The sequence below is a fragment of the Rhodococcus sp. 05-340-2 genome (assembly GCF_002258915.1).
Taxonomy (GTDB): domain Bacteria; phylum Actinomycetota; class Actinomycetes; order Mycobacteriales; family Mycobacteriaceae; genus Rhodococcoides.
In genome coordinates this window covers 99,948-123,147 of record NZ_NOYU01000017.1, presented here as the reverse complement: position 1 = coordinate 123,147, position 23,200 = coordinate 99,948, and the positions used below count along the sequence as shown (strand labels likewise).

Annotated in this window: 24 protein-coding genes; 5 read left to right on the top strand and 19 right to left on the bottom strand. The window is 65.9% G+C overall.

The features are described from left to right. Positions 1–37: 37 nt before the first annotated feature. On the bottom strand, positions 38–517 hold the full coding sequence (gene rraA, locus CH271_RS10230; RefSeq protein ID WP_037186639.1) for a ribonuclease E activity regulator RraA: 480 nt from the start codon (positions 515–517) through the stop codon (positions 38–40). 24 nt (positions 518–541) lie between these two features. Further along, positions 542–925, bottom strand: a complete 384-nt coding sequence (locus CH271_RS10225) for a DUF5313 family protein (protein WP_037186637.1) — start codon at positions 923–925, stop codon at positions 542–544. A gap of 107 nt (positions 926–1,032) precedes the next feature. Between CH271_RS10225 and CH271_RS10220 the strand changes: the two genes are divergently transcribed. After that, positions 1,033–2,073: an amidohydrolase family protein gene (locus CH271_RS10220; protein ID WP_256986343.1), complete on the top strand. Its 1,041-nt coding sequence runs from the start codon at positions 1,033–1,035 to the stop codon at positions 2,071–2,073. A gap of 23 nt (positions 2,074–2,096) precedes the next feature. After that, complete coding sequence (locus CH271_RS10215) at positions 2,097–2,390, top strand: WhiB family transcriptional regulator (RefSeq protein WP_037186635.1); 294 nt, start codon at positions 2,097–2,099, stop codon at positions 2,388–2,390. Here CH271_RS10215 and CH271_RS10210 read toward each other — a convergent pair. Together CH271_RS10210 and CH271_RS10205 are read right to left on the bottom strand one after the other, a co-directional pair. Beyond that, entirely contained in the window at positions 2,359–3,111 is a 753-nt protein-coding gene (locus CH271_RS10210; protein WP_094633522.1) for a MerR family transcriptional regulator, read from the bottom strand. The genes CH271_RS10215 and CH271_RS10210 overlap by 32 nt on opposite strands. Before the next feature lie 87 nt (positions 3,112–3,198). After that, positions 3,199–4,404, bottom strand: a complete 1,206-nt coding sequence (locus CH271_RS10205) for a lipase family protein (protein ID WP_256986342.1) — start codon at positions 4,402–4,404, stop codon at positions 3,199–3,201. A gap of 115 nt (positions 4,405–4,519) precedes the next feature. Between CH271_RS10205 and CH271_RS10200 the strand changes: the two genes are divergently transcribed. After that, positions 4,520–6,112: a succinic semialdehyde dehydrogenase gene (locus CH271_RS10200; RefSeq protein WP_255138067.1), complete on the top strand. Its 1,593-nt coding sequence runs from the start codon at positions 4,520–4,522 to the stop codon at positions 6,110–6,112. 24 nt (positions 6,113–6,136) lie between these two features. On the opposite strand, the gene CH271_RS10195 is transcribed toward CH271_RS10200, so the two are convergent. From CH271_RS10195 to CH271_RS10185, 3 genes are all read right to left on the bottom strand, one after another. Continuing rightward, on the bottom strand, positions 6,137–7,546 hold the full coding sequence (locus CH271_RS10195; protein ID WP_179274760.1) for an outer membrane protein assembly factor BamB family protein: 1,410 nt from the start codon (positions 7,544–7,546) through the stop codon (positions 6,137–6,139). Positions 7,547–7,682: 136 nt separating this feature from the next. Beyond that, positions 7,683–9,617 (bottom strand): MDR family MFS transporter, encoded by a 1,935-nt coding sequence (locus CH271_RS10190; RefSeq protein WP_094633472.1) that lies wholly within the window; start codon positions 9,615–9,617, stop codon positions 7,683–7,685. Positions 9,618–9,680: 63 nt separating this feature from the next. Further along, positions 9,681–10,166: a MarR family winged helix-turn-helix transcriptional regulator gene (locus CH271_RS10185; protein ID WP_037186621.1), complete on the bottom strand. Its 486-nt coding sequence runs from the start codon at positions 10,164–10,166 to the stop codon at positions 9,681–9,683. 208 nt (positions 10,167–10,374) lie between these two features. On the opposite strand from CH271_RS10185, the gene CH271_RS10180 reads away from it, so the two are divergent. Further along, entirely contained in the window at positions 10,375–10,725 is a 351-nt protein-coding gene (locus tag CH271_RS10180) for a VOC family protein (protein ID WP_179274759.1), read from the top strand. Positions 10,726–10,727: 2 nt separating this feature from the next. On the opposite strand, the gene CH271_RS10175 is transcribed toward CH271_RS10180, so the two are convergent. The 9 genes from CH271_RS10175 to CH271_RS10135 all read right to left on the bottom strand — a co-directional run bounded on the left by CH271_RS10175 (position 10,728) and on the right by CH271_RS10135 (position 18,343). Continuing rightward, the gene (locus CH271_RS10175) at positions 10,728–11,846 is read right to left on the bottom strand and encodes a TDT family transporter (RefSeq protein WP_094633471.1); all 1,119 of its coding nucleotides are present in this window, start codon (positions 11,844–11,846) and stop codon (positions 10,728–10,730) included. Positions 11,847–11,914: 68 nt separating this feature from the next. Further along, a complete protein-coding gene (locus CH271_RS10170; RefSeq protein ID WP_037186617.1) occupies positions 11,915–12,829 on the bottom strand; it encodes a LysR family transcriptional regulator in 915 nt (304 codons plus the stop codon). Positions 12,830–12,847: 18 nt separating this feature from the next. Further along, positions 12,848–13,708 (bottom strand): GIY-YIG nuclease family protein, encoded by an 861-nt coding sequence (locus tag CH271_RS10165; protein WP_143546031.1) that lies wholly within the window; start codon positions 13,706–13,708, stop codon positions 12,848–12,850. Then, positions 13,692–14,882: a DNA cytosine methyltransferase gene (locus CH271_RS10160; protein ID WP_256986340.1), complete on the bottom strand. Its 1,191-nt coding sequence runs from the start codon at positions 14,880–14,882 to the stop codon at positions 13,692–13,694. Before CH271_RS10160 ends, CH271_RS10165 begins: the two co-directional genes overlap by 17 nt. Positions 14,883–14,930: 48 nt before the next feature. Further along, on the bottom strand, positions 14,931–15,875 hold the full coding sequence (locus CH271_RS10155; RefSeq protein ID WP_256986339.1) for a CopD family protein: 945 nt from the start codon (positions 15,873–15,875) through the stop codon (positions 14,931–14,933). Positions 15,876–15,891: 16 nt separating this feature from the next. Then, on the bottom strand, positions 15,892–16,455 hold the full coding sequence (gene mprA / locus CH271_RS10150) for an MprA protease, GlyGly-CTERM protein-sorting domain-containing form (RefSeq protein ID WP_094633470.1): 564 nt from the start codon (positions 16,453–16,455) through the stop codon (positions 15,892–15,894). After that, the gene (locus tag CH271_RS10145; protein WP_037188534.1) at positions 16,452–17,111 is read right to left on the bottom strand and encodes a YcnI family copper-binding membrane protein; all 660 of its coding nucleotides are present in this window, start codon (positions 17,109–17,111) and stop codon (positions 16,452–16,454) included. Before CH271_RS10145 ends, mprA begins: the two co-directional genes overlap by 4 nt. Before the next feature lie 45 nt (positions 17,112–17,156). Then, complete coding sequence (locus tag CH271_RS10140) at positions 17,157–17,678, bottom strand: hypothetical protein (RefSeq protein WP_094633469.1); 522 nt, start codon at positions 17,676–17,678, stop codon at positions 17,157–17,159. A 14-nt stretch (positions 17,679–17,692) separates the two neighbouring features. Beyond that, positions 17,693–18,343, bottom strand: coding sequence for a DUF6474 family protein (locus CH271_RS10135; protein ID WP_037186611.1), 651 nt, complete (start codon positions 18,341–18,343; stop codon positions 17,693–17,695). A 109-nt stretch (positions 18,344–18,452) separates the two neighbouring features. On the opposite strand from CH271_RS10135, the gene CH271_RS10130 reads away from it, so the two are divergent. Beyond that, positions 18,453–20,066, top strand: a complete 1,614-nt coding sequence (locus CH271_RS10130) for a TM0106 family RecB-like putative nuclease (protein ID WP_373453593.1) — start codon at positions 18,453–18,455, stop codon at positions 20,064–20,066. A 40-nt stretch (positions 20,067–20,106) separates the two neighbouring features. On the opposite strand, the gene CH271_RS10125 is transcribed toward CH271_RS10130, so the two are convergent. The 3 genes from CH271_RS10125 to CH271_RS10115 form a co-directional block, all read right to left on the bottom strand. Then, on the bottom strand, positions 20,107–20,874 hold the full coding sequence (locus tag CH271_RS10125; RefSeq protein WP_032397116.1) for an SDR family NAD(P)-dependent oxidoreductase: 768 nt from the start codon (positions 20,872–20,874) through the stop codon (positions 20,107–20,109). Between the two features lie 115 nt (positions 20,875–20,989). Beyond that, positions 20,990–22,006 carry a hypothetical protein gene (locus tag CH271_RS10120; protein WP_094633468.1) on the bottom strand — a complete coding sequence of 339 codons (1,017 nt, stop codon included), beginning with the start codon at positions 22,004–22,006 and terminating at the stop codon, positions 20,990–20,992. Continuing rightward, a complete protein-coding gene (locus tag CH271_RS10115) occupies positions 22,003–23,187 on the bottom strand; it encodes an ATP-binding protein (protein ID WP_094633467.1) in 1,185 nt (394 codons plus the stop codon). The genes CH271_RS10120 and CH271_RS10115 overlap by 4 nt, the downstream gene beginning before the upstream one ends. Positions 23,188–23,200 lie beyond the last annotated feature (13 nt).

Below are 23,200 nucleotides of genomic sequence, written 5' to 3'. Positions count from 1 at the left end.
ACGGCGGCAGGCATGCAGGCCTGCCGCCGTTCGTGGGTTAGACCGCGACGACGCCGTCGTGGTCGCTGTAGACGATCTCGCCCGGGTTGAAGGTGACGCCGCCGAAGCTGACCGGCACGTTCTTCTCACCCGATCCGGTCTGCGTGCTCTTGCGCGGGTTCGTTCCCAGTGCCTTGACGCCGATGTCGAGTGTGCGCAGGATCGCCGAGTCGCGTACCGCGCCGTTGACGATGACGCCGGCCCATCCGTTGGTGACACCTCGGCCCGCGATGATGTCTCCGACCAGTGCGGTGTGAACGCTTGCATCGCCGTCGACCACCAGAACGCCACCGTTGCCCGGCTCGCTCAGCGTCTGCTTGACCAGGAGATTGTCCTGGAAGCAGCGGATGGTGGTGATGGGGCCCGCGAATTCGGTGTGCTTGCCGAACTGGATGAACTGGGTGTCGCAGCTGCGGATGTCGGGACCGATCTCGTCGGCCAGATCAGCTGTTGCCTTGAATTCCACAGGTGAAGTCATGCGGCACAGACTATCGCTCGCTCGTCAGCCTCGGCCGTGACGCCGTTCGTAGTCGTCGCGAGTGCGGTCGGCCCGGCTCTGCGCCTTGGCGTTGATCAACTGCGGGTCGAGGCCGTGGATCAGCAGACGATGCCGCCGATAGACGTTCATCAGGGCAATCGAGAAGTACACCAGCGGGATGAACAGCAGCGACATCATCGCCAGGGACATCCACAGCGGCCCCGGGATCAGCAGGAACAGCAGCAGTAGCGGGATGACGGGCACGGTGAATCGGGCGATGTAGCGGACCTGGGCACCGTTGCCCACGAGATCCTTGCGGACCCAGTCCTGCATGGATTCGGGCAGCGTGCGGCCGAACGAATAGCCCAGAAACTGCAGTGGAGTAGGCGTCGTGCGTTCGGTGGTCATCGCGCAATGCTAGTCCCACAAGAGTTGGTACAAGTCACCGTTGACTGCGGTTTATCTCATATGTGACGATAGCGTCAGTTACGGGTGCCGACAGAAGGACTTCGACTGTGATCGATCGCAGAACCCTGCTCGGCGCGCTGGGTGCCGCAACGATCTCCGGAGTTGCCCTCTCGACGTTGCCGTCTGCGACCGCATCGGCATCGCCCACTCCGGGCGCCGGTGGAGTGATCGACGTCCATTCGCACATGGTTCCCGACTTCTACCTGCGTGAGGCCATCGCGTCGGGCATCGTCTTTCCCGACGGTATGCCGAAGTGGCCGAGCTGGTCGGTCGGTGAACACATGCAGATGATGGACGGTTGCGGCATCGACAGTGCGATTCTGTCCGTCTCATCGCCCGGGGTGCATTTCGGCGACGACGGCAAGGCCGCCGATCTCGCCCGACGCGTCAACGATTTCGGCGCCGGGGTGGTGGCGAGCGAACCCCGACTCGGATTCTTTGCGTCGCTACCGCTGCCGAACGTCGTCGACTCGACGGCCGAGGCCATCCGAGCGCTCGATCGACTCGGTGCCGACGGCGTGACGGTGATGTCCAACGCCGGCGGCATGTACCTGGGCAACGCCGTGCTGACGCCCTTGCTCGCGGCGCTGGACGCGCGATCGGCGGTCGTGTTCGTACATCCCACGTCACCGCCGAATTCTGCTGCGGTATCGCTCGGGCGGCCGGCGCCGATGATCGAGTTCCTTTTCGACACAGCGCGAACCGTCGTCGATCTGATTCTGCTGGGCGTGGTCGATCGATTCCCGAACATTCGCTGGGTGTTCACTCACGGCGGTGGAGTTCTCCCACTGCTGGCGGACCGGGTCGATTTCTTCCGTACCCAGGTGGGCCTGGGGGCCCCGACCACGCCGGATGTGCTGCAGCGCTTGTGGTTCGACCTCGCCGGAACTCCTGTCCCGCGGCAGCTGCCCGCATTGCTGTCGACCGTCGGCCCCGATCGTCTGGTGTACGGCAGCGACTACTGCTTCACGCCGATCGCTGCGGTGCAGGAGCAGCTGCGATCACTCGACGCCGATGCCGCGAACGGCGGACTCGAGAACTGGCGCGCAGCCACATCCGGCAACGCCCGCCGACTGCTCGATCTCTGAACCGAAAGAGGTGGACACTGCCGATGAAAACGCAAGCACTGCAACCGATCTCCGAGCACTGGGATTGGCAGATGAACGCCGCCTGCCGCTCGATGCCGGTCTCGATGTTCTACCCGCCCCTGGGTCTACGGGGATACTCGCTGAGAAATCTCGAGCGACAGGCGAAGCTCGTGTGCGATCGATGCCCCGTGATCGAGCGCTGCCTGCAACACGCACTCGACTCCGACGAAAGGCACGGAGTCTGGGGTGGATCGACCGCACACGAGCGGTCCGCGATGGTTCGCGTCAGCCCTGACGAGCGGCGTTCGCGACAATGACATCGCGAATGTACTGCGCCAAGCCCGACGCAATGTCGTTGTAGTGCTTGGCGAATCGCTCGTCTGCGATGTACATCTCCGCGAGGTTCACCTGCATCTCGTAACCGCAGTCGTAGTACCGCTCGATGGAAGCCCGATGCCGTTCGGCCAGTAACCCGGCCTCGGCGGAATCCGGCGACACACCCCGCTGCATCGTGGCCGCGAGATCCGCTTCCAGCAAATCCGTTTCGGCCTTGACGGCCTTCCAATCGTCCTTGGTGAACGACGCCGTTCGCTGCTGTGACTGCTTCCACTCGTCGGTCTCGCCCCAGCGTTGCTCGGCTTCCTCGGCGTACTCCTCGCCGGGCCAGTTGTCACCGAAGATCTCGCGCTGCTCCTCGGGGGTCAGTTGCATACCCATCTTCTTCGCCTCCATCATCTTGTCCACGGCCGCAGCCATTGCGTGCAAGTGATCGATCCGCTCGTTCAACAACTCTCGTTGCCGACGCAGATGCGCCATGGCATCGGCCGCCGGGTCGTCGAGCAACGCCGCGATGGCGTCGAGCGCAAACCCGAGTTCGCGGTAGGTCAGCACCTGATGCAGCCGTTCGACATCGGCCGACGAGTACGTCCGATAGCCCTTCGGGGTTCGACCCGACGGCACCACCAACGCGATCTCGTCGTAATGATGCAGCGTTCTGACGCTGACACCGACCAACCGTGCGACGGCGCCGACCTGCATGCCGACCTGGACGTCAACCGAACTGTTCGCGGACGAATCACTCACGAAGGACACTGTGCTGCCTCCCGTGGCGTGAGGGTCAAGCGCTTACCGGATGACGCGTTCGCAACCGGAGGTGGATTCTCCGGCGAGCCGCTGCCCGAGCCAATCGTATGCGCCGGGACGGCCGTTGGTCTGCGCCACCGAATGATCCCCGGGAACCAGTTCGAGGCGAACCGACGCTCCCGCAGCGCACCACTGGTCCTGCACGGCCTCGGCACCTTCCTTGGGAATGAGGAAGTCCTGCAGACCCTGGTAGATGTAGATCGGTGCGTCCGGCTTCGTCTGGCCCATCCGGTTCTCTTCGACGACGGCCTTGGTGATCGGGTGGTCGAAGACATCGGGCACGTTGGAGAGGTTTCGCTGGTCCAGCAGCAACAGTCCCGAATACGACAACACATCGACGCATTGATCCTTCTGCGCCAAGGCCAGTCGCTTTCCGTTGTCGTTGGCGAGCTCCCGCATCTCCGGGTACTCCCTGGACAACCCGATCGTCGCCGCAGTGAACAGACCGGAACCGATCTGGCCGTTCAATGAGGTCTGCAAAATCTTGTAGTCGGTGGGCGGGCCACCGAACGCGACACCGGCGATGTTCAACTCGGGCGCGTACTCGGGAGCCAACTGCGCGGCCCAACCCGAGGCGATGGCACCGCCGGAGTAACCGGTGATGCCGATCGGAGCGTCCGCAGCCACTCCTGCACTCCGGGATGCGCGTAAGCCGTCGAGCACGGTGTGTCCGGAGACGAGACCGGCCGAATAGGCCTGCCGAGGACCCTGGTAGTCGGTGACGACCACCGTGTAACCGCGGTCGAGCAGAATCCGGACCTGGTCGATTTCCTTGTTGTTGCCCCGCGGCAGGGTGTACGACGGCGCGCACTGATTACCCAGTGAGTCCGTTGCCTCGTTGTACGCGATGACGGGACGATCTCCGGCTCCGGTCCAGGGCGCGGTGGGCGTCAGGACCGTCGTCGCCGCTGCGATGGGTCGGTTCTTGGAGTCGGTCGAGCGAAAGAGCAACTGCACGGACGACGCCTGGGGAGTCACCGCGACATCTCGACGGTTCAGCACCGTGCCTGGCTGCAGGTTCTCGAATCCGGCCGGCGGATCGAACCATGGATCACCGAGTGAGGTGGGGAGATACGCATCCGGATCGCTCGGCGGAGCGATGAAATCCTGCAGAGGATCGGCCTGGGCCGACCCTACGAACGACAGCATCAATGCTGCGGCTCCGGCCAGAACGAGTGCCTTGCGCATGTGTTTCCCACCCTGTTGCTCCGTACGCCCCGACGTCCGGTAGACCACGGACCATCGTGCCATACGGTGGCGCGATTTCGGGTCTGTGAACTGAGCCAGCGAGCAGGTAGGTTGTCTGTTACTCAGAACACTACTCACCAGTAGGGACACGTCCATGCCAGCACCGTCCGCCTCGACCTTCTCCCGGCTCGCAGATCTCATCGCCATCCCCGACGCCGAATCGCGGCCGACGAAGACCATCACCGAGGTGTTCACCGGCAAGGAGCTGGCGACCATCCCGGTCGGCACCGCCGCCGACGCGACCGCCGCGATCGCCCGCGTTCGCTCAGCTCAGGTGGCATGGGCCAAGCGCCCCGTGTCCGAGCGCGCCGAGATCTTCCACCGCTACCGCGACCTGGTGCTCGCCCACCGCGACGAGCTGATGGACATGGCGCAGGCCGAGACGGGCAAGTCCCGCGCCGCTGCCCTCGAAGAGGTTCTCGACATCTCGATGACCGCGCGGCACTACGCGCGCACCGCCGCGAAGCTGCTCGCCCCGAAAAAGGTCACCGGCATGCTGCCCGTGCTGACCAAGACCCGGATCCGGTACCAGCCCAAGGGCGTCGTCGGAATCATCTCCCCGTGGAACTACCCGATGACCCTCGCGGTGTCGGACGCCATCCCGGCACTGCTGGCAGGCAACGGCGTCGTGCTCAAGCCGGACAGCCAGACGCCCTACTGCGCGCTCGCCTGCGTCGAACTGCTCTACAAGGCAGGTCTGCCCCGTGACCTGTTCGCCGTGGTTCCCGGCCCGGGTTCGGTGGTGGGAACAGCCATCGTCGAGAACACCGAGTACGTCATGTTCACCGGCTCCACCGCCACCGGTCAGCTCCTGGCCGAGCAGGCCGGGCGTCGACTCATCGGATTCTCCGCCGAGCTCGGCGGCAAGAACGCGATGATCGTCGCCAAGGGTGCCAACCTCAGGGAAGTGTCCGACGCGGCCGTGCGGGCCTGCTTCTCCAACTCCGGCCAGCTCTGCATCTCCATCGAACGTATCTACGTCGAGAAGTCGATCGCCGCGGAGTTCACCGAGAAGTTCGGTCAGCGGGTGCGCAACATGAGCCTCGGAGCCGACTACGAATTCGGCATCGAGATGGGCAGCCTCATCTCCGAGGACCAGATCAAGACCGTCTCGGCCCACGTCGACGACGCCAAGGTCAAGGGCGCGACCGTCGTCGCAGGCGGCAAGGCCCGCCCCGACATCGGCCCACTGTTCTACGAGCCGACGCTGCTGGCCAACGTCACCGAGGACATGGAATGCGCGGCAACCGAGACCTTCGGGCCGCTGGTGTCGATCTACCCCGTCGCCGACGTCGACGAGGCCATCGAGAAGGCCAACGACACCGAGTACGGACTCAACGCCAGTGTATGGGCCAAGACCAAGGCGCAGGGCGAAGCCATTGCGGCACGGCTGCATTCGGGCACCGTCAACGTCGACGAGGGCTACGCACCGACGTGGGGCACCACCGGCGCTCCGATGGGCGGCATGGGCGTGTCCGGTGTCGGACGCAGGCACGGTACCGAGGGCCTGCTCAAGTACACGGAGTCGCAGACCATCGCGACGACGCGTCTGCTCAATCTCGGTGGGCCGCGCGGACTTCCGCCGAAGCTCTGGGCAAAGATCATGCCGCCCTTCGTCAAGGCGCTCAAGTACATTCCGGGTCGGTAAGCAGCGTCGACGACGGGGGAGGGGCTATCTCGCTCGTAGGACCGAGATGCTCAGTGCCCTGGTGTAAATGGAGTCGGTGTAGATCGAGTCGGCTTCGACTCGATCGAACATCGGCCACGACTGCCGATCGATTCCCTCGTCGTCGAACGCCGCAACGGGTATGTCCCACACGGTGGATCCGGTTCTGACGTCGATTCCGCGCAGCACTTCCGGTCCGAACAGCGTGGCCACGTCACCGTCGAGCGCGCCGACCTCCGCGAAGGTTCCCGATTCGCGACTCCACAGCGTGTTCCCGGTGTCGAGGTCGAGCGCGGATTCGGTGGCGGTGTCGTTGTTGCGCAGCAGTGCCACCGAACCCGTGATGGCGTAGGCCAGTCCGTGCGTGGACAGGAATGCCGCGGCGGGGGCGGTGACGTCCGACGGAACAGCCCAGGCCAGACTCTCGTCGGTCCACACGGGATCGGGATTCGACGGCCGATAGCCGCCCGTCCCGAGCAGTAGCGGGCTCTCCTCGGCGGGGGAATCGAACGTCGGCTGCTGCAGGGTCACCGAATCCGTTGCAGCGAGCACGGTTCCGTCGGTGTCGACGATCTCCGAACCCACGATCGTGTTGGGGTCCGAGCAGTCGGTCCGCACCACCCGCACTGCGCCGTCGCGCGCGGCGATGCCCGAACGAGCGCAGTCGGGAATCGTTCTGGACCACAGGTTGTCGCCGGTGTCGAGGTCGAAGGCGAACACTCCTCGGCCGTCGTCGAACAGTCCGATTCCGTTCTCGGTGTGCAGCGTGGACGCGAACGGTGCACCCGGCGAGGCCCTGGAATCGAACTGCACCGACCAGTCCGCGTCGAGGGCGTCCGCCGTGCCGCGAGACACCGTCGCCCTGGCACCCTCGCGCACCGCCCGGGAGGCGTACACGTGGCCGTCCGCGGTGGTCAGACTCGTGATCGGAAAGGTTGCGTCCCGAGTACTGGACTCCCCGGATTCGGCGTCGACAGTGAGGATTTCGGATGTCGTGCCGGTGTTGTCGCGGTAGCAGACGATCTGCCCGTCGACGAATTCCTCACCGCAACCCACGACATCGTCCGCGGGGGTGCGCCAGAGCACCGAGCCGTCCGCGATGCTCAATCCCACCAGGGTCGCGTCGACGAACTCTCTGCCGTCGAGACGGCCGACGAGCGTGACGACCGTCGACCCGTCGGAGATGGAACCGGACTCCATCGAATCGGTGGCGCTGCCGTGGACGGGATCGCGAAATTGACCACCTTCGATACCGACGTCCGAGGGCGTGAGGGACCATCCGAGACCGGGAGCAGATCCTGTTGCACCGTCGACGGGGGTGCCGGCCGTCGGCTGCCGCTCCTCGGATGTGCACGACGCGCAGACCAGCGTTGCTGCCAGGACCGCGGCGGCGGAGATCCGGAGACGACGTGTCACGAAGGATTCTCCCGCCTGTGCAGAACCGAAAGAAGGTGGCCGGTCCGTTCTTCGAAGCATAGATAACGAAAATTCCCCGCACTCCCTGTGGGGGTGCGGGGAACTGCCGTGACGCGTGGCCTGGTCGACGCTTGGCCTAGTTGACGCTCTGTCCGTTCAGGCCGGCGTGTGCGTAGTGATTACGACTGTCGGGAATGTGGTTGTCTCCCAACACTCGAGCAATCTGCTGCTCACTGAGTCCGAGGCGACGGAGCCGCTCGCACACTGCATCGAAATCGAGCATCTTCGCGTCGAGTTCCTGCTGCAGTTCGATCACCTCGGCGCGGATGGCCTCGGCCTCGTCCAGTGCGGCCAACGTGTCCTTCGGCTCGGGCAACAGCAGAGCGAGCAGTCGATCACGAGCATCGGTGCTCAGGCCCTCGAAGGGACGCTGACCCGGCTGAGCCTCGTGCCGACCCTCGGCGCGACGATCGGTGTCGTACTCGGCGGAGACGTAATCCTGAGTGGCACCGAAGGACGGAATCTCGGTGAGCTGATCCTGCGGCTCGTCCTTCGGTCCCTGTGCAGGGGCCGACGCGATGTCGATCGTCTGGCGCAGTGGGCGATTCGGAATGAAGACGACTGCGATCAGCGTGACGATCGCGACGAAGCCGGCGATCATGAAGATGCGACCGGTTGCGTCACCGTATGCGGTGCGGACGACTTCGAGGACCGGAGCGGGCAGTGAGGTGAGATCGAGTGATCCACCGCCGCCCGACGAGCTGTCGACGCCGAGCTGGGCCAGGCCGGCTGCGGACTTGTCGGCCACCCGGGTTGCCAACAGTGATCCGAGAACGGAGACGCCGATCGCGCCGCCGAAGGTACGGAAGAACGCAACCGTCGACGATGCCGCACCGACGTTCTGCACACTGACCGTGTTCTGCACTGCGAGAACGAGATTCTGCATCAGCATGCCGGTACCGAGGCCGACGATGGTGATGAAGATGCCGACCGTCACCAGGCTGCTGGCGTGATCGATGGTGCCCAGGAGCAGGAATCCGATCACCAGCAGGATGGAACCGGTGACGATGAACGGCTTCCACTTACCGAACTTGGTGATGAGCTGACCGGAGCCGACGGAGGCGACGAGCATGCCGAACACCAGTGGGATGGACAGCAATCCGGCCTCGGTCGGGGTGTAGCCGCGAGCGGTCTGGAAGTACTGGCCGAGGAAGGTGGTGGCTCCGAAGAGGCCGACACCGACGGCGATGGAGGCGACGATGGCCAGGCCGGTCGTGCGCTCGGTGACGATCTTGAGCGGGATGATCGGCGACTTGTGCCGAGCCTCGACGATGATCGTCAGAACCAGCAGCAGAACTCCGCCGCCCACCAGGTAGGCAGTCTCGCGGGAGAGCCAGGCGTAGTAGTCGGCCTTGCCTGCGAACGACACCCACACCAGGAGAACGGAAACGCCCGCGGTGAGCAGGAGTGCACCGAGCCAGTCGATGGAGACGTTGTCCTTGCGGACGGTCTTGATGTGCAGGGTCTTCTGCAGCAGGCCGAGAGCGACAACCGCCAGCGGCACGCAGACGAAGAAGCACCAGCGCCAGCCGAGGGGGCTGTCGACGATGACGCCGCCCAGGATCGGGCCACCGGACATCGACACGGCCATGACGGCACCGGTGTAGCCGGAGTAGCGGCCGCGATCACGCGGGGAGACGATGGTGCCGATGATGGCGATGACGAGAGCCGTCAGGCCACCCATGCCGATGCCCTGCACCACGCGTGCGGCCAGCAGGACCGGCACGTTGTGTGCGAAGCCGGCGATCAAGGAGCCCGCGACGAAGATGACGATCGCGCTCTGGACCAGCACCTTCTTGTTGAACAGGTCGGCGAGCTTGCCCCAGATGGGCGTGGACGCGGCATTGGCCAGCAGGGCCGTGGTGATGACCCAGGCGTACGCGGTCTGCGAACCCTTCAGGTCACCGATGATGGTGGGCAGTGCTGTCGAGACGATCGTGGTGCTCAGCAGCGCGGTGAACAGCGCGGCCAGCAGGCCGGTGAGGGCTTCGAGGATCTGGCGATGCGACATCGCGTCGGGATCGACGACTGCCTGATTGGGCGGAGTTTCCGCGCTAGGGGATGTTGTCATGTTCTATCTCGCAATCAATTCAATGCGGGCCACGTCCTGGTGCTGAGCGTGGGCGTCTTCGGTGAAGGTGTCGTTCAGTTTGCGGATCGAGTCGAGTGCTTCGAGTGCCTCGGACTCGCTCCAGCCGCTCAGCATTTCTGCCAGGCGGCGTGCGCGTCTGTCCCAAATTTGCTTCAGTCGAACCTGACCGAGGTCCGACACACAGACCCGCGACGCACGTTTGTCGTCGGGATCCGGATGTCGATCGATGTAGCCGAGGTCGACGAGATCTGCGATCTGCCGGCTGAGGGCGGACTGACTGACGCAGAGCCTGCTGGCCAGGTCGGTCTGTCTGCATTCGCCCTCGGTCGCCAGGATGGCCAGAACTCCGGTCAGGGCCTGCGGTAGGGGTGAATCCTCGACTCCGGTGGTCACGGCCCGCTTCAGCGTGCGCCCGAAGAGAAATACCTCTTCGACCAACGACTCCGCTGTCGTGGATTGAACTGCCATGAGTGCTCCAACGATGAGGGTGATTTACTTGCTGTCTGCAACCATATATATACATACATGCGCTAAGCAAATAATATTCCTGTCTGGTGGGTCACAGGGTTGGAGTCGGATCGGCTCCCCGGATATGGATTTGGGCCTCCGATCGCAGTCGGAAATCCGAATCTGGGGAGCCGATCCCGGGCACGGGGCAGGGCGATACAGTCCGGGCATGGACGTTGTGCGCGCGATGCCACTGCTCACTGTCACCGATCTCGACGCGACGTTGGACGCGTACGTCCAGGTGACCGGCATGGAGGTGGTGATGAATCACGGTTGGATCGCCACGCTTGCCTCGTCGGGAGACAGCTCGGCGCAGCTGAGTCTGATCACCGCCGATCCCACCGGGCCGGTTAATCCGTCCGCGTCGATCGAAGTGGACGACGTGGACGCGGCCTATAGAGCTGCCGTCGACGCGGATCTCGAGATCGTCTCCGAGATCAGCAACGAGGAGTGGGGCGTCCGCCGATTCTTCTTTCGCGACGCAGGCGGCAATGTGGTGAACGTGCTTGCTCACATGTGAGATCAGTGGGGATGCAGCAGGTTCCCTCGTAGAACACCTCGAACAGTGCGGGTGGCCACGGTGAGCCAGGCGGCGAGCAGTAGGACGTACAGGGCAACGGCCAGAGCCTGCACCGCACCGAAGTTCAGCGCATGACCCAGTGCAGTCGCTCCGGTGACGCAGGTTCCGATGGGGAACGTGAACGACCACCACGTCAGCGAGAACCCCAAGTTTCTGCGTGCCGCGTGCACGGTCAGAGCAGTCGCGAGCGCGAACATCAGCACACCGAAGCCGCCCATGACCAACCCGTAGCCGATGCCGAACACGTGTAGCCCGACGGCGATCGACGACTGTGCGCCGGTGAACACCATCGATGCGTCGGTGCCCAGCTGGTTGGCCGCCGTGATCGACTGACCGATCAACCCCAACGTGATCCACACGGTGGGAGCCGCGTCGACGGGCGGCAGTCCGCCGTGCAACAGATGTCCGTAGATCAGAGTCAGCGTGATCATCCCGACGATCAGCGACAGCCCGAACATCGCGTAGCAGGCGCACAGCAGCGCCAGCCGCCACTGGCCTTCGGGTAGGTGCGGAAGCAGCAACGCCCCGGTCGACGCCGACACCATCGGCGGGACGACGGGCATCAGCCACGCGGGCAGGGCTGCGACGTCGCGATGATCGGACGCGGTGATCATCCGAAACGGAACGACGACGCTGGTGAGCAGACCGGCGATCGTCCCGGCGATCCACAGGCCGGCGAACAGGGTGGTGGCCGCGGTCGGTCCGAGCAGATCCGCTCCGAGGAGACCTGCGCCCGCGCCGACGGTGAGCATCGCCATGGGCGGAGCGCCGTAGAACTGCACCATCACCGGGTGCCGGGCGTAGGCGACGGCCCGGTCGCGGTGCCCGGTCCAGTGCATCGCGAAGGCCGCACCGATCACGACCAGCGCCGCGGCGGCACAGGCCCAGACAGCTACCGCGAAGACGTGCAGAGCCGGGAATTGCACCGGCAACGTCGCGGCCGCGGTGGCCACGATGCCGGTCCCCATCACCGCGGCGAACCAGTTGGGGGTGATGTGCTCGAAGGGTCGGCGGTGCGAAGGGTGCTCGGTCGAGATGGCGGCGTGGTCGGTCACGGTCATGTCTTCAGCCTGCGCGGCACCGTGCCCGGCCGGTAGGCGTCAGTTCGTCCACCAGCCATAACCCAGGGTTATGGCTGAAGTCGAGTCTTCGCCGCCACGGTGAGCAACTCCGCGGCCGGTCCACTCGGAGCGCGACCGGACGGCCAGATCGCCCGCAACTCACGACGCAGAGTCAATCCTGGGATCGGTACGCGGACCAGGGTTCCCGCGGCCAGCTCGGGGGCGACGGCCAGTGAGCTCAGTACGGCCCCACCGATGCCTGCCCCGACAGCGGACTTGATCGCCGTCGTCGAGGAGACCTCGAGGAGCGGCGACATCGGCTGTCCGAGACCCGCTGCAGCCACAGCGCTTTCGTAGGCCGAGCGCGTTCCCGACCCCGCCTCCCGCGTCACCAGTGCTGTGGCGACGATCTCGGTGGCCGACGGCGGAGTGGATGCCCAGGAGTGATCCGGTGCCACCACGAGCACCAGCTCGTCGGTGGCCACTGTCCGGTGGTCCAGAGCTGCAGGCACATCAGGACTTTCGATGAAGCCGAGGTCGGCAGCACCCGCGAGCACTTTTTCGGCGACCACCGTCGAGTTACCCGAACTCAGCGTCGGAACGATGTGCGGGACGAGCGTGTGCAGCGTGACCAGCCAGCGCGGCAGAAGATACTCTGCGACAGTCTGACTCGCGGCGATCTGCACATGGCCGATGCGTTCGGCGTGCAACGTGGCGATCGCCGTCGCCAAGTCCTCGGCGGACCGAACGACCGGCGCGGCCCAGCTCGCGACGAGCTCACCGAGGTCGGTCAGTACCGTTCCTCGCGCTCCGCGCCGCAGCAGCGGAGCGCCGACGCGTCTCTCCAGCGCACGGATGCGCGCACTGGCCGCCGGCTGCGACATTCCGTGAGCTCTACCCGCTCGCCCGATGCTGCCGAGCTCGGCGACCGACAGCAGCAGGTCGATGCTGGTGAGATCGGCAACGTGAGGGGGAAGCGGCACAGGGCGAGCCTACTTTCGTCAGTACTCGCCGAACAGGTCCAGCTCGCCCTCGGGCTCGGCGTCCGGGTCAGGGTCGCTTTCGGTATCGGTATCGGGGTCGGAGTCGCGCTCGTGCAGCACCGAACCCACCAATGCGGTGACGTCGATCGCGGCGGGATCGGGGATCGGATGCCCCTCGACGAAGGCGAGTCGCTCGGCCGACAGGTAGGCCAGGCGCACGGCCTGGACCACGAGGACGCGTCGTAGTCCCTCGGAGACCTCGCCGCGTTCGCGAGTGACAGCTGCCAACCGTGAGATGGTTTCGGCGCGGCGTGCAATGCGGATATCGGGATGTCCGCGCTCGCGGCGGGTCTGCTCGGAGATCAGCGACCGACGCAGTGACGCAGGGAGTGCGATGGGCTCCGAGACCGGCGGAATCTTCTCGTTGAGGATCGCCTTGTGCCGCGACTTGTCGATGGCCTCGAGGTATGCCGTGTACTCGTGAGCATTCAGATCACGCTCGGCGGCGCGGAATTGCTCTGCGCCGTCGGACTTCTTGAGATCCTCGTACTGCCACAGCGGCCATATCTCGATCTCCGCGACCTCGAAGACGTCGAGCACTCGCATCGCGACGGCGTCGGTTCGCTGGTTGGTCAGGTGACGCTGCACCCGGACGCTGAGCTTCTCCTTGGTCTGCCCCACGTAGATCGGCTCGCCGTCGTAATCGTAGAACGCATACACGCCCCACTTGGCCGCCGACCACACCCGGCCCCGATCGTCCTTCTCGCCCAGCACTTCTCGCAGGGCCGTACGAAAGGACTGCACGTCGTCCGCGGGAAGAGTGCTCTTGCGCGGCGCGACGGCTGACGACCGCAGCGAGGACTTACCGTGACTGGACATGCGCCGCAGTCGTATTCGCCGCAGTCGATCTCAGGGTCCCGTTGACCAGTGGCATCAGGTAGTGCTCGGCGAGCCACGCGACCACGGGAACGCACACGGCATCACCGAAACCGAAGAGCGCCTGGTTGTTTCGCAAACCGTCGAGTGTGTACTCGCCTGCACCCATCAGGCGAGCGTATTCGAGTGGCGTCATCCATCGCACCTGCAACCGGCCGTTGCCCATCTTGACCACCGCTTGCTTGGACGAACCGCCGCGGGCGGTACGGAGGCAACCGGAGATGTCGTCGGGACGCGCCTCCCACACGGCGACGCCGTTGCGGGTGCGACGGTAGGCGGTGCGGTAGCTGACCTTGCGAGCCTTCTTCAGAATTTCGATGCGCTGCAACTGAATCGGCGACAACGATTGCACGAACGCCGCGGTTCGGGCCGCATCCCACCACCGCTCGTCGCGATAGTCCATGCGCTCGACCACATCACCGAGACCACTGGTCAGCGGAATCGGTGGACTCGGCAGCGGAGCCCGATGCGTCAGCAACGTCGAGTCGCCGTACACCGCCTGCAACCAATCCGGTCGAAGCTCACTGTTGGGATCGCGGGCATCCTCGGGGGGATTCTGCGCCCCGATGAGGAACAGCCGTGGACGTGACTGCGGGACGAAGCGTCGAGCATCGATGGTGAGGACATCGACCGAGTAGCCGAGCTCGTTGAGCTCCCGGACCGCTGCGGCCAGGTCGTCCCCACCGTGACTCGTCGCCAGCCCGACGACGTTCTCGAGCGCGACCACCTGGGGCCGAGCATCACCGAGCTCGCTCAGGACCCGAGTGAAATGCCGGAACGTAGAGGAGTTCTTGCCCGCAAGCCCGGCCCGGCCGCCGGCCAACGACAAGTCGGTGCAGGGAAACGACGCCCACGCCAACGACAGCCCCTCGGGCAGATCGTCTCCTCGAGTGCGAGCGACATCGCCGAGTTGGAAATGGCCTGCGTCGTCGCCGAAGTGCTGGCGATACATGTGATGCTTGTCGCGCTCGATGTCGTTGGCCCACGAGACCTCGAAACCGGCCTGCTCCAAGCCCATTCGCACCAGACCGATACCGGCGAAGAACTCCGCGACAGTGTGGATCCGACCGAGCGCAGGTGCCGAAGAACCACCCGGCACCACAGTCAACTTCGGCATGCACCCAGGCTAGTACAGAGTGCCGACAAGGTTTCGGCTACTGCCGGCTCACGCAGTGGTCGCCAGCGCCGCAGCCAAGCCGAACGCCACCGCCAGCAGGCAGACGTGCGCCACCGCACGTCCCACCGAGTGCTCCACCGTGGATCGGTGTGCGGACACGGTGGGCAACCACGTCCCACGGATCCGGTGAGCCGACGCGATCAGGATGACCGTGACGAGGACCTTGGCGAGAACGATTCGGCCGTAACCGGTCTCGACCACGGCAGTGAGGCCGTCCAGCTTCAGGACCGCGTCCAGCACCCCGGTGGTGGCTACTCCGACGACGCACCAGAACGCGACTCGCGAATAGACCGGCAACAGCGTCGCCCACGCCGATTTGCTCCGCAGACTCAGCGCCATCGCACCCAGAACACCGAGCCATACCGCCGCGCACACCACATGCACGGCAACGGCGAAGGACCCGAACGCGAACTGCGACATGTGCCCGGTGATCGGCCGAGCGACCAGGGCAAGGGACGCCAGCACGATCACCGGAATCGGAGACCAGCTCGCCCCCTGCCGATACCCGGCCACGCCGATGGCACACAGAGCGAGCGTCAGGACCATCGTCGCAGAACCAAGACGGCCCACGGAGATCGAGGTGGCGAACGTGGTGAAAGCGCTCGGCGACAACGTCAGTGGCGTACGCCCGGCGGAATCGGCCGCCGCCGCGACCAGCAGAACGAACTCGGCCACCGCCCACAGTCCCGACAGATAGCCGATCGCGCGCCACATCACCAGTGAGTCGACGGCGGGGCGTCGGGAATCGGAATTGCCGTCCAGGACAGCGAGAACCCCGAACCCCAACACCACCGAGCCCGACGCCACCGCGATCACCCGTAGCCACGACGACCCACCGGGAAAGGTGGGGTACGCCAGCGCGAACGCTGCCGCGACCCCCAGCAACGTTGCAGCTGCGGCGGCGAGTACCAGCCGAACGCTTCTCTCGCCCACCGCAGCCACGTCGGTGCTACTTCCCGGTCTTCGTCTTGTTCGGGGCTTTCGGCTTACGCAGGGCGAATCCCAATGCCCCGGCGAAGGCCAGGACCGCCACTGCGATCAGCGCGATGTTCCCGTAGCCGCCGAGGAACGAACCCTCGGACTCCTCGGAACTTCCCGACGCGTCGGCCGGTGCCCCTGGAGTTCCCGACCCTTCCTGCGTCAGCGTGAATGTCGCGGTACCGCTCACGGGATGCCCGTCCGCCGAGGTGATGCGATACGCGAGGGTGTACTCGCCGATCGGCCCCAATTCACCGACGTCGACGACGACGCTCTGGCCTTCTATGCGGGCGTCGCCCTTCGACCAGATGTTGCCGTCGGGCCCGACGACGTTGAGCGTGGCGAACTGCGACTGCGGCACCTCGTTGAACGACACGGATGCCGTCGCCGGAGACGAGTCCAGGGAGGAGCCGTCGGCCGGGCTGTAACCGGTGACCTGCGAGTGCGCCGACGCGATCGGTGCGGCGACCAACAGCATCAGCAGTGCTGCGACCGAGACGACCAGCGCCTTCGTGGACAGGACGAGCGACCTCATGAGCGCCGCGCCCGGACCGTCGCACCGATGCCCAGACCTGCGCCGACGGCTCCGAGTACGAGTCCTACGCCGGCGAGCCAGCGGGCGGTGTTGTCCTCCGAAGACGCCGACGCCTCGGTGGTGGCGGTGGTCTCGGTGTGGGCGCTGCCGTGCCCATCGCCGCTCGCCGCAGCGAGAGTCAGAGTGGGAGCGGGCAGTTCGGGCTCGCTACCGTCCTCGGTCATCGGCTCGTTCCAGTCGACGACCTCACCGTCGGTGTAGGTCTGGGTGGCCGGGAACGAGACGGTCTCCTGCTCGGGCAGCGGGCCCGCCGAGAGCAGGAACTGCTGGAACTGGCCCGGTCCGACCTCGGAACCGGGGTTCGCCGTCCACGTCACCGACACCGCGAGATCGGCGGAGTCCTTCTCGACGGTGGACGTCCAGCCCGGAATGGGCTGTGTACGAGCTGAATTGAGGCCGGGGAGGGTCACCTTGACCGAACTGGTCGAGGCGGTATCGGACTCGGTGGGAACACGGAACGTCAGCACCGAGTAGCCGCCCTGCGCGGCGTCGGGAGCGGAGACGACGACGTGTGCGGACGCGGCGCCTGCGCCGATCAGCAACGCGCCGACGGTGGCTCCTGAGACGAACAGGGCACGGGAAAGAGAGCTCTTCATGGATTGGGTCATTTCTGTGCAGAGATGTGCGGAAAGGGATGTCGGTCAGTACGCCGACACCGGGGGCCCGCGACGAGAGATGACCCAGTCCAGAGCGGCGCCGTCTACGGACGGAACCGCGACGGACATGGACACGCGACCGACGGCGGAACCGTCGGGCAGGGGAGTGAGGAGCGCGAGAACCGCCCGGACGATGGACGTGATCGGGCCGTAGAGGCGCTCGGCCGCGGCGATGGTCAGACCGGCGACGACCGAGGCGGCCGCGTGGAAAGCGATCATCGCTGTGCTGGGCAACAGCGAGTGTGCGTGCATGTCGGCCGTACCGCCGAGGCTCAGCGCGATGTGGGCGACGAGTTGGCCTGCCAGCAGAGCCGGGAGCAACAGAACGGTCGAACGTCTGGGCAGGGCCGTCATGGCACCGATACCGATGCCGACGAGGATCAGCAGGGCCAGTGCGGAACCATCGGGCCAACCGCCGCCTGCCATGCCGTGTGCGGCCACCGCGAGTGTCGCGGTGACGATACCGACAGCTCCGCCGCGAAGCGGTGCGGCTGAGCTGTCGGTCATCGGTTGTGCAGGGGTCAGCGCACGCCGAGACGGGCGAGCAGGTCGGCCTCGATGCCGTCGAGCTCGGCGGAGATCGCGGCGTGTGCGGTCTTGCGGCGAGCGGGCGGCATCTGCTCGGACGCGCGGACAGCGGTGGTCAGATCGTCCAGACGCTCGCTGATCGCGGCGCCGAAGCTCTTGGTCTCGGGATCGGAGTGGCGCGCACCGATGGTGTCGAGCGACTTCTCGGCACCGGCGATGCGGGCGCTGAGCTTGCCGCCGTGGCCGGTGTACTCGCTGAGCTGGTCGGGAGCGACGCCGAGCTGCTGCGCCTTGCGGCTGTCCAGCTGCGCGCGCACGACCGTCGCACCGCGGTAGAGGATGGGGGCCAGCACCGGGATCAGCAGCCGAGCGATGCCGAGGTACTTGCGAATCTGGGCCACGCTGAGCGTTCCCTGCACCGCAGCCTTCTGCTGCGCCTTCAGAGCAGATACCTGGGCCTTCTCGACGTTCTTCTGCGACTTCGCCTCCACCGCGCTGAGCTTGCGCTGCGCCTTGGCGATCGACTTCAACTGCTTGCGCTCGTTCTTCGCGCCCAGCTTCGCTTCGAGTGTTGCCTTGTGCTTGAGCGCCTTGGCCTCTGCCTTGCGAGTGGCTCGACCCTTACGCTTGCGGAACAAACCCATCGAAAAGGCTCCTGACGTGTGCTGCTAGGCGGGAACAGTGCGTTGCCTACACCCTATCGGGCAGGTGATCGTTCCTGGCTGTCGGAGGGCTGACCTAGTGTCTAACAGTGTGAACGGTCAACGAGGCGCGGCAGCCACATCACCTGTGCCCGTGCTGCTCGACGCCGGGTCGTTGACGCGCTGTCGGCATCGGCTCTATCTCGACACCGCGTACGGATCGTTGCTGCGCGGAGAACCCGAGAACCCCGGGGTGCGGCAGCGCCGAGAAGCAGCTCAGGCCCATCGTGAGAACGTCCGCGCGCAGCTGGCCGTGGACGATTCGATGCAGTGGACCGAGATCGACCGACCCACCGCCCGAGACGCTGCCGACGCCACCGTCGCCGCCTGCCGGGCCGGAGTGGAACGCATCTGGAATGCGGTACTGCCCCTCGAACGCGACACCGGCCGACGCGGTCGCAGCGAACTGCTCGTCCGCGACCCGGCGGGTGGATACATCCCGGTGATCGTCGTCAACCACAAGGTCACCGACCCCGGCCGCGGTGCGCGCACCACCCCACTCGACCAGTGGTCTCCGTCGATCGACGAGACCCGCAAGGTGCGCAGTCAGCTACGCGACCAGCTCCGGCTCGCGCACCTGTACCGCATGCTGGCGCACGAGGGCCTGGCCACGGCCACACCCGTCGGCGGCGCGGTGGGCTACAAAGGCGAATGCATGCTGGTGCACGATCTCACGACGGTCCTCGACGAATACGACACTCGATTCGCGGACCGGCTCTCGGTGGCCCAGGGCATCGCGTTCACCGTTCCCTCCCAGGTGAGCGAATGTCGGTCGTGTTCGTGGTGGTTCGACTGCAAGCCGCAACTCGAGGCCGTTCGTGACGTCTCGCTGGTCGCGTCCGGTTCCCGCGCCGATGTGCTGCGCAGCGCCGGCGTCCGCACCATCGACGAGTTGGCGCAATGGACCGGCCCGGCTCCCGAGGAGTGGCCTTTCGGGAACTTCGACGACGCGGTGTCCGCCGCGCTGGCCTGGCGAGCGGACGTGCCGTTGCTGCGGCGCTCGGAGACCGTCTCGGTGCATCGCGCCGACGTCGAGGTGGACGTGGACATGGAGAGCTACCAGGAACACGGCGCGTATCTGTGGGGCACGCTGCTCACCGAGGCAGGCGGTCCGCCGCCGTCGTATCGCGGTTTCGTCACCTGGGATCCGCTGCCGACCGTCGACGAGGGCCGCTCGTTCGCGGTGTTCTGGAACTGGCTGATGGACACCAGGGCCGACGCGGCCGCGCGCGGCAAAACCTTTGCCGCGTACTGCTATTCGCGGCAGGCGGAAGACAAGTGGCTGCTCGATTCGGCCCGCCGTTTCGCGGACGTTCCCGGGGTTCCCACCGAGGCGCAGATTCGTGAATTCATCGACAGCGAGCAATGGGTGGACATCTACCAGGCCGTGAGCGATCAGTTCATCTGCCCGAACGGCAAGGGACTGAAGAAGATTGCGCCCGTCGCAGGGTTCGCGTGGCGGGACGACGAAGCCGGCGGCGAGGCGTCGATGGGGTGGTATCGGGAAGCCGTCGGATACGACGCGGAGCCCGACCACACGCAGCGCGAGCGACTGCTCGTCTACAACGAGGACGATGTTCTGGCGACGAAAGTGTTGCGCGAGTGGATGTCCGACCGCGCGGAGAAGGAGATTCCTACGGTGGCAGACCTGCGCGCTCGCGCGTGACCCCGCCTCGATCGACGGGGCCACCCGGAGTGGTCAGTGATTAACGCGGAGCCATGCGGATTGCGCCGTCCATGCGGATGGTTTCGCCGTTGAGGTAATCGTGCTCGGCGATCATCTGGACCAGCTGCGCGTACTCGGTGGGCTGCGCCAGACGCGAGGGGAACGGCACCGATGCCTCGAGGCCCTGACGGTATTCCTCGGTGACGCCTGCCAGCATCGGGGTATCGACGATGCCGGGGGCGATGGTGTTGACGCGGATGCCGACCTGGGCCAGGTCGCGAGCGGCGGTGATGGTCATCGCGTGCACGCCACCCTTGGAGGCGGTGTAGGCGATCTGGCCGATCTGGCCCTCGAACGCCGCGACCGACGCGGTGTTGATGACGACGCCGCGCTGGCCCGCGTCGTCGACGGTCGACTGCGACTGCATCCGGTTCGCGGCCAGCCGCATCACGTTGAACGTGCCGAGCAGGTTGATGGTGATGACGGTGCGGAACAGCTCGAGATCGTGCGGCCCCTTCTTGGACAGGATGCGGCCGGCCCAGCCAACGCCTGCGCAGTTGACGACGATGCGGAGGGGCACACCGGATGCGACGATCGTGTCCAGTGCGGCCTCGACCTCTGCCTCGCTGGTGACGTCCGCGGGGAGCAGTGTCACTCCGGCCGGGACGCTGTCTCCGGCACGCTCGATGGACTGCGGCAGATCGAGCCCGAAGACGGTGACGCCGGCGGCGGCCAGACGTGCGGCCGTTGCGGCACCGAGGCCCGATGCCCCGCCGGTGACAAGTGCTGCTGTTCCTGAAATCTCCACGTCGTGGATCCCCTTCGCTCACAGTGACGGGCCGCGGCACAGGCAGCGACCTCGTGGTCGTTCTGCACCATAACCGGCGGGGAACCTCAGGTACCGACGGGTGCCGTAGATCCTGTCAACGCCGGATGTGACCGGTGTGGTCGTACTCGACTCGGTGCGCATTGTCGCCCAGGTCGTCGAGCAGAATCGTGGCCGCCACGGGACGGCCAGGAGGCAGGAGGCGGACCGTCACCGCGCCTGCCTCTGCGGCATCGAGTGCCCTCGCCGTAGCGGCCACGATGCGGTCTCGGACGTCGTCGTCGAGTGCGTCCGGGGACCGATCGTCGAGCATCATCACCTCCACCCCGCGGGCCCGCGCGGACCTGGCGGCGCGAGCGAGATCGGGCCGAACCAGACCGCGGGCGCGCAGGGTGTCGCGAAGTTCGGCTTCGAGAAGCCGACACGCGAGGACTTCCTCGTCGGTGGGATCGGGACCGTCGGCGATGCGTTGGAGCAACGGACGGGCCAACGCGTCGAGACTGGCCAGGCGAGCGTCCCGTTCTTCCAGCGCCGCCGCCGTCGCGGCCTGGGACGCGATGCGCACTGTCGACTGCGTACGCAGCGCGAAAATCGCCGCGGCCAACGGCCGGATGGTGAACGCGAAGAACGTCGCCATCAACAGCGGCGCGATGTTGATGGCGCTGAACGAGAGCCCGTACAGAAATCCCTGACCCGTCACCACCGCCCATCCGATGGCGACGGACATGGTCAGTGCCAGCCCGAGCCACGCGGCCGGCGTGCGGCCGCGGACACACATGAAGGTGTAGATCACCACGGACATTCCCAGCGGCCAGGTCTGCAGGCTTCCGGCCAGTGGAACCGGTAGCACGGCGAAGACCAGAGCCGCTGCCACCGGGCCCGATACGGTCATCAGTACGGTCGACCGCGCGCTCGGTGGATCACCCGGCGCGCGGAGCAACAGGATGACCGCGGCCGAGAGCGCAAGCACCGCTGCGTATTCGGGCCACACTGCAGACACCCCGGTCAGGGTTGCGGATGCGGACACCAGGCAGGCGAGGACGAAGAATCCGGCAACTGCATACGCTGCTGCCGACTTCATCGCCAGCAGATCGCGGATGTCCTGGCCGTTCATCGCTTCCAGCCCAATCGCACGATGGTGCCTGCGGTGGAGGATTCGATCTCGGACGATCCGCCGTCGAGCTGACGCATTCTGCCCTCGATGCTGACCGCGACGCCGAGTCGGTGGGGCGGCACCGAACGTCGATCGAAGCCGATGCCGTCGTCCCGCACGGTGATGTGCATCGACGACGGGTTCAGCTCCACGGCAACCGAACGGTGTGATGCTCTCGCGTGAATCAGGCTGTTGCGGAGCGCTTCTGCCAATGCGGCAGCGATGGCTCGTACTGTGTCGGCCGGGTAGGCCTCCGTGAGCTCGAGCGCGCCCTCGTGCACGGTGAATTCGATCGACTCGTCGACTGTCGTTGCGGCAGAACGAAGCTGGGCCAGAGCCTCGTCGGCCGAGAACGTCTCGGAGACGGTGCCGGTGGTCAGGTGATCCAGATGCATCAGAGCCGAGCGGGCCTGACGGGCCAGGCTGGGCGTGCGGCCATGGCGAGCCACAGCCAGCAGCGACGACATGACCTCGTCGTGGATCAACGCGTCGAACCGTTCGCGCTCGACCTCACGCGCGGTGGCCGCAGCGGCTCGGGCTGCGTCGTCGTGCGTCGTCGAGATCGTCGCGTCGAGAATGCGTCCGGTGCGTACCGCCGCCAGCGTGGCGGCCACGAACACCGTGCAGAACATCATCGAAAAGAAGATCTCCGCGATGATGTTGCTGCGGGGGAACGGCTCTCGCACAGCCTGATTCATCAACTGTGCGAGGACAACGCTGACGCTCATGTGGACGAACGCCGGGACGGGTCGCCACACCGTGGCGGCGGCGAGTGCAGCCAGGCCGGGAAACGCCGCGAGAAATGTCGGGGCCTGGTCGAAGGTGGCACCGTCCCAGGCCACCCACCACAGCAGGGCCATGATCGGGAACGTCACTGCTGCGATCGAACCGGCGATCCTGATGGCGGTGATACTCGGCTGAAAAGTGATGGCCCCGAAAGCGAAACCACTGCCGAACACGACCACGACGGTGACCGGAGTCCACCAACCGGGAACCACCTCGCTGCTCCGCGCGATATCCGGGATCAACAGCAGCAGATAGATGAGATAGCCGGTACCGACGAAACGACCGAAGATTCTGATCAGCCGATCGGTCGAACGGTGCGCTGCGTCGGTCTTGCTCACCTGCTGGTCGTCGTTCATGCACCCCTCCCGG

Bases quoted from the DNA above. Each gene is read 5' to 3' on its own strand.
- CH271_RS10115 (WP_094633467.1), bottom strand. From the start codon at position 23,187: ATGAACGACGACCAGCAGGTGAGCAAGACCGACGCAGCGCACCGTTCG.
- CH271_RS10210 (WP_094633522.1), bottom strand. From the start codon at position 3,111: ATGCAGGTCGGCGCCGTCGCACGGTTGGTCGGTGTCAGCGTCAGAACG.
- CH271_RS10120 (WP_094633468.1), bottom strand. From the start codon at position 22,006: ATGAACGGCCAGGACATCCGCGATCTGCTGGCGATGAAGTCGGCAGCA.
- rraA (WP_037186639.1), bottom strand. From the start codon at position 517: ATGACTTCACCTGTGGAATTCAAGGCAACAGCTGATCTGGCCGACGAG.
- CH271_RS10160 (WP_256986340.1), bottom strand. From the start codon at position 14,882: ATGCCGAAGTTGACTGTGGTGCCGGGTGGTTCTTCGGCACCTGCGCTC.
- CH271_RS10140 (WP_094633469.1), bottom strand. From the start codon at position 17,678: ATGACCGACAGCTCAGCCGCACCGCTTCGCGGCGGAGCTGTCGGTATC.
- CH271_RS10225 (WP_037186637.1), bottom strand. From the start codon at position 925: ATGACCACCGAACGCACGACGCCTACTCCACTGCAGTTTCTGGGCTAT.
- CH271_RS10135 (WP_037186611.1), bottom strand. From the start codon at position 18,343: ATGGGTTTGTTCCGCAAGCGTAAGGGTCGAGCCACTCGCAAGGCAGAG.
- CH271_RS10185 (WP_037186621.1), bottom strand. From the start codon at position 10,166: ATGGCAGTTCAATCCACGACAGCGGAGTCGTTGGTCGAAGAGGTATTT.
- mprA (WP_094633470.1), bottom strand. From the start codon at position 16,455: ATGAGGTCGCTCGTCCTGTCCACGAAGGCGCTGGTCGTCTCGGTCGCA.
- CH271_RS10175 (WP_094633471.1), bottom strand. From the start codon at position 11,846: ATGACCGTGACCGACCACGCCGCCATCTCGACCGAGCACCCTTCGCAC.
- CH271_RS10165 (WP_143546031.1), bottom strand. From the start codon at position 13,708: ATGTCCAGTCACGGTAAGTCCTCGCTGCGGTCGTCAGCCGTCGCGCCG.
- CH271_RS10215 (WP_037186635.1), top strand. From the start codon at position 2,097: ATGAAAACGCAAGCACTGCAACCGATCTCCGAGCACTGGGATTGGCAG.
- CH271_RS10145 (WP_037188534.1), bottom strand. From the start codon at position 17,111: ATGAAGAGCTCTCTTTCCCGTGCCCTGTTCGTCTCAGGAGCCACCGTC.
- CH271_RS10180 (WP_179274759.1), top strand. From the start codon at position 10,375: ATGGACGTTGTGCGCGCGATGCCACTGCTCACTGTCACCGATCTCGAC.
- CH271_RS10190 (WP_094633472.1), bottom strand. From the start codon at position 9,617: ATGTCGCATCGCCAGATCCTCGAAGCCCTCACCGGCCTGCTGGCCGCG.
- CH271_RS10205 (WP_256986342.1), bottom strand. From the start codon at position 4,404: ATGCGCAAGGCACTCGTTCTGGCCGGAGCCGCAGCATTGATGCTGTCG.